Genomic DNA, 12,773 nt, shown 5'->3' with positions numbered 1-12,773 from the left:
GGAGCAGACCGATGTCCCGTATGTTTCAGCCTCTCGCGATCCCCGCATCGGCGGGCATCGGTCTTCGCTCTCCCCACATCGGTGAAATGCTGACGCGACGGCCTTCCGCCGGCTGGCTCGAGGTTCATGCCGAGAACTACATGGGAGACGGCGCCGGCGTCGAGGCGCTGGAGAAATTGCGCGAGATCTACCCGCTTTCGGTGCATGGCGTGGGCTTGTCGCTCGGCAGCGCGCGAGGCTTGGACCGTGATCATCTGGAGCGATTGCGCAGGGTTTGCGAGCGCTTCCAGCCCGATCTCGTTTCCGAGCATCTTGCCTGGAGCGTCGCCGACGGCGCCTATCTCAACGACCTGCTGCCGCTGCGCTATGACGAAGAGGCGCTGGCGATCGTGGCGCGCAATGTCGAGACCGTTCAGGGCACGCTGAAACGGCAGGTGCTGATCGAAAATCTGTCTGCCTATGTCGCCTTTGCGGACTCCTCGGTGAGCGAGGCCGAGTTCCTGGCCGAGCTCGTGGCGCGGACCGGCTGCGGCCTGCTGCTGGACGTCAACAACGTTCATGTCTCGGCGCACAATCTGCAATACGATGCAAAGGCCTTCATCGATGCGCTGCCCGCGGGCGCTATCGGCGAGATTCATCTTGCCGGTCATGCCACCAATCAGGTCGGGGCCGACACCGTGCTCATCGACGACCATGGCTCTCGCGTTCCGCCGGTCGTTTGGACCCTCTATCAGCACGCCATAACGCGCCTCGGGCCGCGACCCACCCTGATCGAGTGGGATACCGACGTTCCGGTTCTCGACGTTCTGCTTGGCGAAGCCATGTGGGCCGACATGCTGACCGCTTCGATCATGTTCAGCCGCAAGCAGGCCGCGCGACAGGCCGCGGCAACCAAATCCCGGCCCGGGTCTCCTACCCCCTTTGAGAACGTGAGGACCAGCATGCCTGTGCTTGCGGCATTTGCTGCCGCCAAGGCCGGACCTGTCCTGTCGAACGCTTTAACGCCAATGGAGGGAAGATACGATGTTGCCGCTTGAACACCTGCAGACCACCATGGCGCGCTCGGTGCTTGCCATCGAACCAATGGTCTCCGCGAAAATGCTGACCGCCGGCAAGGCCGATCCGTTGGCCCGCCTGCGCATCTACCAGAACAACACACGCAGTTCGCTCACCGCAGTGCTGATGGCGGTCTTCCCGGTCACGGTTCGCCTGGTCGACGAACGGTTCTTCCGTTACGTGGCGAGCGAGTTCATTCGACGCCATCCGCCGGTTGAATCGCGCCTTGCGCGCTATGGCGCCGGCTTCCCGCGCTTCCTGAAAACGATCGACACGCTGTCAGACATGCCGATCATCGCCGAAACAGCTCGGCTGGAATGGGCCATCGCCGAGGCGCTCGATACGGCTTCACTGCCACCCCGCACCCTGGCGGACTACGATAAAGTCGACCTGGGGCCTTCGCCCGATATCCTGCTACAACCGTCGCTCAGGCTGATCGTTTCACACTGGTCGATCCTGTCGGTATGGACGGCGCACCAGCAGGGCACGGTGGTCGACCAGCATTGCACTTGGACGAGACGCCCCGAACGCGTGGCAGTGTGGCGGGCCGAGAACAGCGTTCGCCTGGTGCTTCTCGACCGCGCGGACTTCGCCTTCCGCCATTCTCTCAAGCACGGCTTCGGCCTTGAACATGCCGCAAGCCGCGCGAATGCGCTCGAACCGAATTTCGACCTGGTGTCCGCGCTCGTGCGTCTGTTCGCCGACGGGCTCGTCACAAACGTGCGCATCACCGTGCATTCCCTCTCAAACTGATGGAGACAATCATGACCGCGATTTCAGAGCCTTCCTCGACCAGCCATGCCGGTTTGGTCGGCTTCTACAGGCGCGTGATCAAGCTGCCCGAACACATTCCACTCTCGCTGGTTCAGCTCGCCGCGCGAGTGGCGGCGGCCCATGTCTTCTGGCAGTCGGCGCAGAGCAAGCTGGCGTCCTGGCCGGTGACGCTGCAGCTCTTCGCCAACGAATACAATTTGCCGTTCATCGATCCGTCGATCGCGGCGCCACTGGCGACGGCGGCTGAAATCACCGGCTCGGTGTTGATCTTCTTTGGACTATTCTCGCGCCTTGCGGCCTTGATGCTGCTCGGTGTCGTCTCTGTCATCCAGATCTTCGTCTATCCGGAGAACTGGGCGGAGCATCTGCTGTGGGCATCGTTGCTGTTTCTGGTGCTGACACGCGGCGCAGGTGTTTTCTCGCTCGACTATGTCGCCGAGCGAACCCTTTTGGCGCCTGGAAAATGAACCGGGTGGGAAAAGCACGGTGCGCATCTTCATCGTTCACGCCCACCCTGAGCCCAACAGCTTCAATGGCGCCCTCACCCGCGCCGCGCAAGGTGCCTTGTCCGCTGCGGGACACGAGATCGTCGTCTCCGATCTCTACGCCATGGGCTTCGATCCGGTATCGGATCGCCGCAACTTCACGACCGTGAGCGACGCGAACTACTACCGCCAGCAGGTTGAGGAAGCGAACGCGGCGGCCCACGACGGATTCGCTCAGGATATCCAGGCGGAGATGGACAAGCTCTTCTGGTGCGATGTGTTGATCCTGCAGTTTCCGCTCTGGTGGTTTGGACTGCCGGCGATCCTCAAGGGCTGGGTCGACCGCGTGTTCGCGTCGGGTGGCCGCATCTATGGCGGCGGCAAATGGTATGACCGCGGCGTCTTTTCGGGAAAGCGCGCGATGTGCTCCGTCACAATCGGCGGACCGCCGCCGATCTATTCAGACCGAGGACTGAACGGCCCGATTGCTGAAATCCTTTTCCCAATCAATCACGGGATGCTCTACTTTGTCGGCTTCACGGTGATCGAGCCTTTCCTTGTGCACGCACCAGCGCGCATCAGCGGCGATGATCGCCGGATGTGCCTCGATCGTTACCGCGAACGCGTCCTCGACCTCGAGCATGCGCCGACTATTGCTTATCCGAAGCTCGTAGACTTCGACGACGCTCATGTTTTGAAATCTGCGTTGTCCAGTTCGGCGGCACAGGAGGCCACGCCAGCCGCAGTTCCTGAGCCGGCACGTTCGCCCTCATGCCTCGGCGATTTGAAGTCTTGCCCTCGCTGAGAATCCCATCAGCGGTCACATTGCCGTGAAGCTGTAACGGGCACTCGCGGCGGGGCGAACACTGGACTGTCATGGCAAGGCCTTCCCCGTTGCTGGGTCCGGCTTGTCGCCCATGGCAGTGTTTGGGATCGAGCCGGGAGGAGAAAGCCAATGCTAGAACGCAACAAGCAGACGCAACCCGACAAGGAAAAGCTTGAGGCGCTGCTGGGAAAGATGCTCGGCGATCTCGGCGCCATCACTACAGGCGCCGCGGTGCTACTGGGAGATAGACTCGGCCTTTTCGGGGCAATGAGCGAGGGCGGGAAGATGACGGCCGGACATCTTGCCCAAAGGACCGGTACGCAGGAACGACTTGTGCGCGAATGGCTGTCGGCGCAGGCAGCCGCCGGCTATGTCGAATATGATGAGGCCGTCGACAGCTTCTACCTCAGCCCCGAGCAAGTGGAGGTCTTCGTCAACGAGGACAGCCCCGCCTTCATGGCCGGCGCGTTCGAGGTCGTCTCGACGCTGTGGCTCGACGAGGAGAAGGTGCGGCAAGCCTTCCGCTCCGGCAAGGGACTGGGCTGGCATGACCACAGCGCCTGCCTGTTTCGCGGTACCGAACGCTTCTTCCGGCCGGGCTATAACGCGAACCTGATCGGTTCCTGGCTGCCGGCGCTCGACGGCGTGGTTGAAAAGCTGGAGCAGGGCATAGACGTCGCCGACGTCGGATGCGGCCACGGCGCATCCACCGTGTTGATGGCAACGGCGTATCCAAACTCCCGTTTTGTCGGCTTCGACTATCATGCCCCTTCGATCGAGCGGGCACGAGCCGCGGCCAAGGAAGCCGGCGTCGCAGGCAACACCCGTTTCGAGGTGGCACCGGCCAAGGATTTTCCCGGCACTTACGATCTCGTCGCTTTCTTCGATTGCCTGCACGATATGGGCGATCCGGAAGGCGCGGCCAAACATGTCCACAAGGCGCTGAAGCCGGACGGCACCTGGATGATCGTCGAGCCCTTTGCGCACGACCAGCTTTCCGAGAATCTCAACCCGGTCGGCCGCATCTACTACGCTGCTTCGACCTTCATCTGCACACCGGCCTCGCTGTCCCAGGAGGTCGGTCTGGGGCTCGGCGCCCAGGCTGGCGAAGCGAGGTTGCGCAAGGTCGTGGCGGGCGGCGGGTTCAAGCGGTTTCGCCGCGCCACCGAGACGCCGTTCAACATGGTCCTCGAGGCACGTCCGTAAGGTTGATCAAGCAACGATATCCGCAATCGATTGGAGGAAGGTTTGACTGCCTACAACGTCGTTCGGTTCCGCACCAAGCCCGGTAAGGAACAGGCATTCATCGATGCGCACAAGAAGGCGAGCCTCGACGTCAGGGGCTTCCGCAAGGCCGCTTTGATAAAGACCGGCGACCGCTCCTTCTGCGTCGTCGGTGAATGGATCGACATGGACAGCCTGGCCGCGGCACGGCCGCAGATGATTGGGCTCCTCGATACGATGCGCGACATGCTCGAGGATCTCGGCGGCGACCTCGGTTTGACTGATCCCGTCTCGGGAACCGTCGTCGCCGACATCGGCACCTGAAGCGACCCGGTTGCGGGCTTGGCACCGCTCGACGGCAAAGCCGATCATCTCGCGCAGGAGATCACAACGGTTAATCTCCGGCTAGCGGGAACTCGTTTGCGATGGTGACGTGGTGGTGGATCCGGCCCTCGAAATACTTGGCCAATACCGCTTCGGTCGCGGCCCGCGATTTGGCACGCGCCGGGCTTGCGAGCGCGGCTTCGACCGCGGCCATGTCCGCGTAGTTGATGGCCAGGATCAGCGGGAATTCAGGCGCGCCGTCGTCGCGCTCCTCGGCAAAAGAGACACGCACGTCGAGCGCGCCGGGAAACGCCTTCCAGGTCGGCAGCACCGTCCTGATGACGTCCTCGCGGAAAGCTTCCGTCCGGCCTTCCTTCACCTTGCCTTCAAACAATGCGTAGCGTGTGATCATATCCCAGGCTCCTCGTCCTTGCGGCGGAAAAATTCCATCAGTGCGGCTTGGTCCTCGCCGCCCAGCCCGGCGGCCGTCAGCAGGCGATGCACCTCGGCGCAGAGCGCCGTCAGCGGCATCGCGGTGTGCGTGCGCCGCGCCAGGTCCTGCGCGGCGTTGAGGTCCTTCACCATGTTGTCAATCCGGCCGGTGCGCCGGTAGTCGCGGGTGGCGAAGCGCGGCAAATATTCCTGCAGGATGGCGCTGTCGGCGCGGCCGCCCTTCAGCGCCAGCGGGATCTTGAGCGCGTCGACGCCGGCGTCGAGCGCCAGCCGCGTCGCTTCCGCCACCGCCATGAAATTCAGGGCGCACAGCACCTGGTTGATCAGCTTGGTCGTCTGGCCAGCACCAGCCGGTCCCATATGGGTGTAATTGCTGGCGACGTCGCTCAGCACCTTATGCGCGTCGGCGACATCCTCGGCTTCGCCGCCGGCCATCAGCGTCAGTTCACCGATCAGCGCCTTCGGCGCGCCGCCGGAGAGTGGGCTGTCGACCCAGCGCAGGCCCTTCTCGCTGGCATCGGCCGCGAGCTGGCGCGTCGCCTCGGGGTCGATCGACGACATGTCGATGATCAGCGTGCCTGGCTTGGCCCCGGAAGCCACGCCATCCTCACCGAACACGGCCCGGCGTACGATCGCTGCGGAATTGAGGCTGAGGATCACGTAATCGGCCGCGCCGGCTGCTTCGGCAGCGGTCGCCATGGCGATCGCGCCCTTGGCGACCAGGGCCTCGACCTTGGCCTTGTCGAGGTCGAACACGGCGAGGCGATTGCCTGTGGCGAGGAGGCGTTCACCGATCGCTCCACCCATGGCGCCGGCGCCGATCAGTGCGATGCTGTTGTTCATGACGCTCGCTCCCCGAGTTTGGCTGTTATGTCCGCGACGATCCTGTCGAGCGGTGCGTTGATCGGCACCGCGATTGCATTCTCGTCCTTGCCCGGCACTTCCAGCGTTGCGAACTGGCTGTCGAGCAGGCTGGTCGGCATGAAATGCCCGGTGCGTTCGTGCATGCGCGTCGAGACCAGGTCGCGCGAACCGTCGAGATAGATGAACAACACCGGCGCGCCGGCCTGTTCGATGATGAAATCGCGATAGGCGCGCTTCAGCGCCGAGCAGCCGACGATGACCGGCGCCGGTTGCTGGCGTAGCGTTTCGCCCACTTTCGCCAGCCATGGCCAGCGGTCGTCGTCGTCGAGCGAAATGCCGGCGCTCATCTTGGCGATGTTGGCCTCGGGATGCAGCCTGTCGCCATCGACATAGGTCGCGCCGATCGCATCGGCCAGCGCCTCGCCGACCGTCGTCTTGCCCGAACCGGTAACGCCCATGACGACCATGCGCGGCGGCGGGTCAGATAGAAGCCGTGATGCCGCCATCGACATAGAGAATGTGTCCGTTAACAAAGGATGATGCGTCGGAGGCCAGGAAGACGCAGGCGCCGACCAGTTCCTCGACCTTGCCCCAACGGCCGGCCGGCGTGCGTTTTTCGAGCCAGGCGCTGAAGGCCGGGTCGGCGACGAGGGCGGCGTTGAGCGGCGTGTCGAAATAGCCGGGCGCGATCGCGTTGCATTGCAGGCCATGCTTGGCCCAGTCGGTCGCCATGCCCTTGGTAAGATTGCCGACCGCGCCTTTCGTCGCCGTGTAGGGCGCGATACCCGGGCGGGCGAGCGCCGTCTGCACGCTGGCGATGTTGATGATCTTGCCGCGGCCGCGCCGGATCATGTGCCGCGCCACGGCCTGGCCGACATGGAAGACGCTGGCGACATTGGTCTGCAGCAGGCGTTCGAACGCGTCGGCGGGAAAATCCTCCAGCGGGGTGCGGAACTGCATGCCGGCATTGTTGACGAGGATGTCGATCGGGGTGCCGGCCTGCTCGAAAGCGTCGATGGCGGCCCGGACTTTGTCATGGTCAGTCGCGTCGAAAGCAAGCGTCGCCGCGCCTGGAATTTCCATGGCCGCCGCCGTGAGTTTTGCCTCGTCGCGGCCGTTGAGCACCACCCTGGCGCCTGCTTCGGCCAGGCCTTGGGCCAGCGCGAACCCGATGCCTTGGGAAGAGCCGGTGACGAGCGCCGTGCGCCCGGTGAGATCGAACAAGGTTAACGCCATTTTCCCGATTGCCTCTCGCCGCTATGCGCTTTATGTTATCGATAACATTCAATGTCAAGTCAAGTGGAGCAACATCGATGCATCGGCCTCATATCCTTCAGGTTGGACCCTATCCTGCATGGGACGAGGAGCCGCTCAACGAAGCCTTCACGGTGCATCGCTATTTCGCCGTGGACGACAAGCCGGCTTTCCTCGCCCAGGTCGGCCCACAGGTGCGCGGCATCGCCACGCGCGGCGAGCTGGGCGCCAACCGCGCCATGATCGAGGCCTGTCCGGCGCTCGAAGTCGTCTCCGTCTACGGCGTCGGTTTCGACGCCGTAGATCTCGCGGCGTGCCGGGAGCGCGGCGTGCGCGTCACCAACACGCCGGATGTGCTCACCAACGACGTCGCCGATCTCGGCATCGCCATGATGCTGTGCCTGTCGCGCGGCATGATCGGCGCCGAGCGCTGGGTGCGCGACGGCAGCTGGGCAGCCAAGGGCTTCTATCCGCTCAAGCGCCGCGTCTGGGGCAGGCGCGCCGGCGTGCTCGGCCTCGGCCGTATCGGCTATGAGGTAGCCAAGCGCCTTGCCGGCTTCAGCATGGACATCGCCTACAGCGATGTCGCGCCGAAGGAGTTTGCTTCGGACTGGGCGTTCGTCGCCGATCCGGTGGAACTCGCCAGGCGCTCCGATTTCCTGTTCGTGACGCTGGCCGCGTCGGCCGTGACGCGCCACATCGTCGACGCCGAGGTGATCGCCGCGCTCGGCGAGGAGGGCATGCTGATCAACATTTCGCGCGCCTCCAACATCGACGAGGACGCGCTGCTCGACGCGCTGGAGAAGAAGACGCTCGGCTCCGCCGCGCTCGACGTCTTCGAAGGCGAGCCGAAGTTTAATCAGCGCTTCCTGGCGCTCGACAACGTGCTGTTGCAGCCGCACCATGCGTCGGGCACCGTCGAGACGCGCAAGGCGATGGGCAAGCTGGTGCGCGACAACCTTGCCGCCCATTTCGCCGGCCAGCCGCTGCTGACGCCGGTGCTCTAGGCGCAGAACCGTCATGCGCCTTTCCTGGAACTGACCGAGGAGCCCGCTCACCATGAAATCCATCGTCATCCACGCCGCCAAGGACCTGCGCATCGAGGACCGTCCGGTCGAAGAACCGGGACCGGGCCAGGTGCTGCTGCGTCTTGCCTCCGGGGGCATCTGCGGCAGCGACCTGCACTACTACAATCACGGCGGCTTCGGAACGGTGCGTCTGAAGGAGCCGATGATCCTCGGCCATGAGGTCTCGGGCGTGATCGAAATGATCGGCTCGGGTGTCAGCGGGTTGCAGCCCGGCCAACTGGTCGCCGTCTCGCCATCACGGCCCTGCTACAGCTGCCGCTATTGCCGCGAAGGCATGCACAACCAGTGCCTCAACATGCGCTTCTATGGTAGCGCCATGCCGTTCCCGCACATCCAGGGTGCGTTCCGCGAAATGCTGGTGGCGGATGCGCCGCAATGCGTCCCGGCCGATGGTCTGAGCGCCGGCGAGGCGGCGATGGCCGAACCGCTGGCCGTCTGCCTCCACGCCACGCGCAGGGCAGGCGAGATGCTGGGCAAGCGCGTGCTGGTCACCGGCTGCGGACCGATCGGCCTGTTGTCGATCCTGAGCGCGCGCCGCGCCGGGGCCGCCGAGATCGTCGCTGTCGACATCACCGATTTTACGCTCGCGATGGCGAAGCTGGCCGGCGCCGACAAGGCGATCAACACCCGCACCGATCCGGAAGGGCTGGCGCCCTATCTCGCCGACAAGGGGACGTTCGATGTCCTCTATGAGTGCTCGGGCGCCGCAGCAGCGCTGGCGCAGGGCATCGCGGCGGTGCGGCCGCGCGGCACGATCGTCCAGCTCGGCCTCGGCGGCGCCGAAATGGCGCTGCCGATGTCGGCGGTCACCGCCAAGGAGTTGTCGATCAACGGCTCGTTCCGCTTCCATCCGGAATTCGCCGTCGGCGTCGAATTGATGCGCAAGGGGCTGATCGACGTGAAGCCGCTGATCACCCATACGGTGGCATTGGACGAAGCGCTTTCCGGCTTCGAGCTCGCCAACGACCGCAGCCGGGCGATGAAGGTCCAGATCGCTTTCGCGTGAGCTGCAACGGCGCGTTGCATTCCGCTGTGATATCGATAACGTATGGCCATGCAGCCTTCGCCAAAACGCCCGACCATGGCCGATGTCGCGCATCGCGCCAACGTCTCGACGATGACCGTGTCGCGCGCCTTCAAGCGTGATACGTCGGTCAGCGCCGACACGCGCGACCGTATCCTAAAGGCGGCTGAAGAGCTCGGCTATGTCTTCGACAGCATCGCCGCCAACCTGTCCTCGCGCCGCTCCGGCTTCGTGGCTGCGACCATCCCCTCTATCAACAACGCCAATTTCGCCGACACCGTGCGCGGCATGACCGAGGGCCTGCGCGACAGCGGGCTGGAGATCCTGCTCGGCTTCACCGACTACAATGTCGAGGAGGAGGAGCGCCTGGTCGGGCAATTGCTGCAGCGGCGGCCGGAGGCGATCATCGTCACCGGTGGCCGGCACACGCCGCGCTGCCGCAAGATGCTCGCCAATGCCGGCGTGCCGGTGGTGGAGACCTGGGATTTGCCCAGCGATCCGATCGGTCACGTCGTCGGCTTCTCCAACGCCGAAGCCGGGCGGCTGATGGTCGACCATTTCGTCGCGCGCGGCTATTCGAAGTTGGGCTTCATTGGCGGCGACACGTCGCGCGACACGCGCGGCCTCGACCGCCGGCGCGGTTTCATCGCCGCGTTGCAGGACCGCGGCCTCGACGCTTCGCGCGTCATCGCCTCCGGCGTGCCGCCGATCTCGATGCGCGAGGGCGCCGCCGCCATGGTCGAGATGATCTCGCGCTGGCCGGACACGGAGGCGGTGATGTGCGTGTCGGACCTTTCCGCCTTCGGCGCGCTGATGGAATGCGTGCGGCGCGGCATCCGTGTTCCCGACGACGTCGCGATCGCCGGCTTCGGCGCCTATGATCTAGCCGAGCAGTCGGTGCCGCCGATCACCACGATCGATGTCGGCGCGCATGAGATCGGCATCCGCGTCGCCGAACTGGTGCTCGACCTCCTCAACGGGCGCCACGCGCCGGAGGACCGGGTGGTGGTCGGCATGACGCCGAGGGTAATCGTGCGCCACACGACCTGATTATTTCCGAGAGATGAGAGCGGCCGGCGGGATGATCGCCGGCCGTTCCTATGCGGCAAGCCGTTGCCTGAGATTTCTTACTTGCCCCAGATCTTCTTGTACTCGTCGCGATAGCCGTTGCCGGGATCGAAGCGATTGTCCGGGCCGCCGTCGAACTCGACATTGTCCGACGTCACCACATGCAGCGGCGAGATGTAGCCCGACCATTTCTCGCCGGCCATGGCGCGGTTGAGCTCGTCGACCAGCTGCCAGCCCTGCAGGTTCAGCGGTTCGGCCACCGTCACCTTCTGGAACTGGCCGGAGCGGATGCGCTGGTAGGCGGATTCCGAACCATCGCCCGCCGCCACGTTGATCGGCGCGTCGGTGCCGGATTTGCCGGCCGCCGCCAGCGACGGGCCCATGAAGTCGAAGTAGAGATCGTTGATGGCCAGCGAATGCGTCCAGGCGTCACCGTATTTCTGCAGCAGCGAGGTGGTGAGTTGCGGCATGCGCTGCGAGGTCTCGGCGATCGGCGTGTCGACATATTCGAGCACCTTGCCGCCGAGATCCTCGATCTCCTTCTTCATCCGGTCGGCCTTGGCGATGGCGATCTGGTAGGTGGAATCGGTGAAGATGATGACGCCGGGCTTGCCCTTGGCGTCGACGAAGGCCCAGTCGGCCGCCGCCTTGGACACTTCCATCGGATCGGTCGAGACGTTGGCGATGATGCCGAGATCGTCGATCGGGCCGACCGTGGGCGCGGCATGCCAGGCGGCCATCGGGATCTTGGCCGCCTTGGCCTGCTCCATCGCCGGCTTCTGCTCGACGGCGTCGAAGCCGTTGATGATGATGCCGTCGGGATTGAGCGCCAGCGCCTGGCCGAAAGCCGCCGTGCGGCCGCCAATGGAGCCGGCGCCATCAAGCGTCTTGACCGTCCAGCCTAGTGCCGCCGCGGCTTCCTCGACGCCCTTGGTGACGCCCAGAATGCCCCCATTCTTCATGTCGGCGCCCAGCACGACGATGGTCTTGCCGGCGGCGCCCTTCGGTCCGGTCGTCGGCCCGTCCCATTTCTCGACCTTGCTGGCATATTTGTCGACGACCGCCTTGGCGTCGGCCATTGGGTCGGCAAGCGTCGGCGAGGCGATGCCGAGCGCCAGGCAGGCGACGCCGAGCTGAAGGACTGTTCTGCGATGCATGTTTCTTCTCCCATTAAGCATTGTCGTTTGTCTTTGTTGGTTGGCTGGCAAGCGGTGGAGGCGGCACAACCGCGCCGCGGCGGCGTTGCGCGTAGCCGGCAATGCCGATGGCCACGAGCAGGGTGACGCCGTTGAACAGCGGCTCGACCCAGAACGAGCCGCCGAACTGCTGAATGCCGGAGATGCCGACGGCGAGGATGACGACGCCGACGATGGTGCCCCAGACGTTGACGCGGCCGGGTTTTATCGTGGTCGATCCGAGGAAGGCGCCAACCAGCGCCGGCAGGAGGTATTCGAGGCCGACGCTGGCCTGGCCGATCCGAAGTTTGGAGGCGAGCAGCACGCCGCCGAGCGCGGTCAGCGCGCCGGAGGCGACGAAGGCGCCCATGACGAATTTCTGCACCGGAATGCCATTGAGCGCCGCCGCCTTCGGATTGGCGCCGATGGCGTAGAGGTAGCGGCCGATCGGCAAATATTCGAGCACCAGCCACATCGCTAGCGCCAGGACAACCACGTAGTAGCCGGTGATCGGCAGGCCGAACAGCATCGTGCCGTTGAGCGAGAGGAATCCGTCGGGCAGCACGCCGACGACCTGGCGACCGCCCGTGTACCACATGGCCAAAGCGTAGAGCACGGTGCCGGTGCCGAGCGTGGCAATGAAGGAATCGATGCGCGCCACCTCGACCAGCAGACCGTTGATGAAGCCGGTCAGCACGCCGAGCGCGATGACGATCAGCACCGCGATCGGCCAGGGAATGCCTAAGGCAGTCTGCAGGCTGATCGCCAGGATGTGCCACAGCACGATGCCGTAGCCGACGGTGAGGTCGATGCGGCCCGCGGCCATCGGGATCATGGCGGCCAGCGACAGGATGGCGATGATCGCCTTGTCGGAGACGATCGAGCGCAGGTTGAGCAGCGTCGGAAACGTCCGCGGGAGGAGCAGCGAGAACAGCAGGATCAGGAGCAGCATCAGGATCGGCAGGCCGTAGACCGGCAGATAGCGCGCCGCCTTCTGGGCAGGGCTCAATCCGGAGAGTTCCGAACGGGTTGGTTCCAGCGCCGTCGACTTGATCGAGTTCATGGCTTCTCCCAGAGCATGATGCCGAAAAGTGTGAGGCGGCTTTCGGACGACATCATGCTCTATCTCTTTGATTTAGAACCGGATTCAGATTTCAG

15 protein-coding genes are annotated in these 12,773 nt (G+C 64.5%); 9 read left to right on the top strand and 6 right to left on the bottom strand.

All coding sequences use genetic code 11. The annotated features are described in order from the left end of the window. Positions 1-20 precede the first annotated feature (20 nt). The 6 genes from bufB to DPM33_RS00485 all read left to right on the top strand — a co-directional run bounded on the left by bufB (position 21) and on the right by DPM33_RS00485 (position 4,689). Complete coding sequence (gene bufB, locus DPM33_RS00510; protein ID WP_483466563.1) at positions 21-1,037, top strand: MNIO family bufferin maturase; 1,017 nt, start codon at positions 21-23, stop codon at positions 1,035-1,037. A gap of 16 nt (positions 1,038-1,053) precedes the next feature. Then, complete coding sequence (locus tag DPM33_RS00505) at positions 1,054-1,809, top strand: HvfC/BufC N-terminal domain-containing protein (protein WP_245441938.1); 756 nt, start codon at positions 1,054-1,056, stop codon at positions 1,807-1,809. Positions 1,810-1,820: 11 nt separating this feature from the next. Next, positions 1,821-2,297, top strand: coding sequence for a DoxX family protein (locus DPM33_RS00500; protein WP_112095832.1), 477 nt, complete (start codon positions 1,821-1,823; stop codon positions 2,295-2,297). Between the two features lie 19 nt (positions 2,298-2,316). Beyond that, a complete protein-coding gene (locus tag DPM33_RS00495) occupies positions 2,317-3,120 on the top strand; it encodes an NAD(P)H-dependent oxidoreductase (RefSeq protein WP_112094955.1) in 804 nt (267 codons plus the stop codon). Between the two features lie 150 nt (positions 3,121-3,270). Next, positions 3,271-4,347 (top strand): class I SAM-dependent methyltransferase, encoded by a 1,077-nt coding sequence (locus DPM33_RS00490; protein ID WP_112094954.1) that lies wholly within the window; start codon positions 3,271-3,273, stop codon positions 4,345-4,347. A 42-nt stretch (positions 4,348-4,389) separates the two neighbouring features. After that, entirely contained in the window at positions 4,390-4,689 is a 300-nt protein-coding gene (locus DPM33_RS00485) for an antibiotic biosynthesis monooxygenase (protein WP_112094953.1), read from the top strand. A 70-nt stretch (positions 4,690-4,759) separates the two neighbouring features. Here the strand turns inward: DPM33_RS00485 and DPM33_RS00480 are convergent, their stop codons facing one another. From DPM33_RS00480 to DPM33_RS00465, 4 genes are read right to left on the bottom strand one after another with little or no spacing between them, the layout of a single operon-like run. Then, complete coding sequence (locus tag DPM33_RS00480; protein ID WP_112094952.1) at positions 4,760-5,101, bottom strand: hypothetical protein; 342 nt, start codon at positions 5,099-5,101, stop codon at positions 4,760-4,762. Continuing rightward, positions 5,098-5,985, bottom strand: coding sequence for an NAD(P)-dependent oxidoreductase (locus DPM33_RS00475; protein WP_112094951.1), 888 nt, complete (start codon positions 5,983-5,985; stop codon positions 5,098-5,100). Before DPM33_RS00475 ends, DPM33_RS00480 begins: the two co-directional genes overlap by 4 nt. After that, positions 5,982-6,518 carry a gluconokinase gene (locus DPM33_RS00470; RefSeq protein ID WP_112094950.1) on the bottom strand — a complete coding sequence of 179 codons (537 nt, stop codon included), beginning with the start codon at positions 6,516-6,518 and terminating at the stop codon, positions 5,982-5,984. The genes DPM33_RS00475 and DPM33_RS00470 overlap by 4 nt, the downstream gene beginning before the upstream one ends. Beyond that, positions 6,487-7,242, bottom strand: a complete 756-nt coding sequence (locus DPM33_RS00465) for an SDR family oxidoreductase (RefSeq protein ID WP_112094949.1) — start codon at positions 7,240-7,242, stop codon at positions 6,487-6,489. The genes DPM33_RS00470 and DPM33_RS00465 overlap by 32 nt, the downstream gene beginning before the upstream one ends. 77 nt (positions 7,243-7,319) lie before the next feature. Here DPM33_RS00465 and DPM33_RS00460 point away from each other — a divergent pair, with 77 nt between their 5' ends. The 3 genes from DPM33_RS00460 to DPM33_RS00450 are packed head-to-tail and all read left to right on the top strand — an operon-like array spanning position 7,320 to position 10,422. Beyond that, complete coding sequence (locus DPM33_RS00460) at positions 7,320-8,267, top strand: 2-hydroxyacid dehydrogenase (protein WP_112094948.1); 948 nt, start codon at positions 7,320-7,322, stop codon at positions 8,265-8,267. Between the two features lie 52 nt (positions 8,268-8,319). Further along, positions 8,320-9,354: an L-idonate 5-dehydrogenase gene (locus DPM33_RS00455; RefSeq protein ID WP_112094947.1), complete on the top strand. Its 1,035-nt coding sequence runs from the start codon at positions 8,320-8,322 to the stop codon at positions 9,352-9,354. Between the two features lie 48 nt (positions 9,355-9,402). After that, positions 9,403-10,422, top strand: a complete 1,020-nt coding sequence (locus DPM33_RS00450) for a LacI family DNA-binding transcriptional regulator (protein WP_167448898.1) — start codon at positions 9,403-9,405, stop codon at positions 10,420-10,422. A 77-nt stretch (positions 10,423-10,499) separates the two neighbouring features. Here DPM33_RS00450 and DPM33_RS00445 read toward each other — a convergent pair whose 3' ends face one another. Beyond that, entirely contained in the window at positions 10,500-11,597 is a 1,098-nt protein-coding gene (locus DPM33_RS00445; RefSeq protein ID WP_112094946.1) for an ABC transporter substrate-binding protein, read from the bottom strand. 13 nt (positions 11,598-11,610) lie between these two features. Further along, positions 11,611-12,678, bottom strand: coding sequence for an ABC transporter permease (locus tag DPM33_RS00440; RefSeq protein WP_112094945.1), 1,068 nt, complete (start codon positions 12,676-12,678; stop codon positions 11,611-11,613). Between the last annotated feature and the right edge of the window lie 95 nt (positions 12,679-12,773).

Origin of the sequence: Mesorhizobium hawassense (assembly GCF_003289945.1) — a bacterium.
In the GTDB taxonomy this organism is placed as follows: Bacteria; Pseudomonadota; Alphaproteobacteria; order Rhizobiales; family Rhizobiaceae; genus Mesorhizobium; species Mesorhizobium hawassense.
This window is presented reverse-complemented; position numbering and strand designations above follow the sequence as displayed.

What these genes read in the sequence shown, in the direction of transcription:
- bufB (WP_483466563.1), top strand. Translation starts at nt 21, where the DNA reads ATGTTTCAGCCTCTCGCGATCCCCGCATCGGCGGGCATCGGTCTTCGC.
- DPM33_RS00505 (WP_245441938.1), top strand. Translation starts at nt 1,054, where the DNA reads ATGGCGCGCTCGGTGCTTGCCATCGAACCAATGGTCTCCGCGAAAATG.
- DPM33_RS00500 (WP_112095832.1), top strand. Translation starts at nt 1,821, where the DNA reads ATGACCGCGATTTCAGAGCCTTCCTCGACCAGCCATGCCGGTTTGGTC.
- DPM33_RS00490 (WP_112094954.1), top strand. Translation starts at nt 3,271, where the DNA reads ATGCTAGAACGCAACAAGCAGACGCAACCCGACAAGGAAAAGCTTGAG.
- DPM33_RS00480 (WP_112094952.1), bottom strand. Translation starts at nt 5,101, where the DNA reads ATGATCACACGCTACGCATTGTTTGAAGGCAAGGTGAAGGAAGGCCGG.
- DPM33_RS00475 (WP_112094951.1), bottom strand. Translation starts at nt 5,985, where the DNA reads ATGAACAACAGCATCGCACTGATCGGCGCCGGCGCCATGGGTGGAGCG.
- DPM33_RS00470 (WP_112094950.1), bottom strand. Translation starts at nt 6,518, where the DNA reads ATGTCGATGGCGGCATCACGGCTTCTATCTGACCCGCCGCCGCGCATG.
- DPM33_RS00465 (WP_112094949.1), bottom strand. Translation starts at nt 7,242, where the DNA reads ATGGCGTTAACCTTGTTCGATCTCACCGGGCGCACGGCGCTCGTCACC.
- DPM33_RS00460 (WP_112094948.1), top strand. Translation starts at nt 7,320, where the DNA reads ATGCATCGGCCTCATATCCTTCAGGTTGGACCCTATCCTGCATGGGAC.
- DPM33_RS00455 (WP_112094947.1), top strand. Translation starts at nt 8,320, where the DNA reads ATGAAATCCATCGTCATCCACGCCGCCAAGGACCTGCGCATCGAGGAC.
- DPM33_RS00450 (WP_167448898.1), top strand. Translation starts at nt 9,403, where the DNA reads ATGCAGCCTTCGCCAAAACGCCCGACCATGGCCGATGTCGCGCATCGC.
- DPM33_RS00445 (WP_112094946.1), bottom strand. Translation starts at nt 11,597, where the DNA reads ATGCATCGCAGAACAGTCCTTCAGCTCGGCGTCGCCTGCCTGGCGCTC.
- DPM33_RS00440 (WP_112094945.1), bottom strand. Translation starts at nt 12,678, where the DNA reads ATGAACTCGATCAAGTCGACGGCGCTGGAACCAACCCGTTCGGAACTC.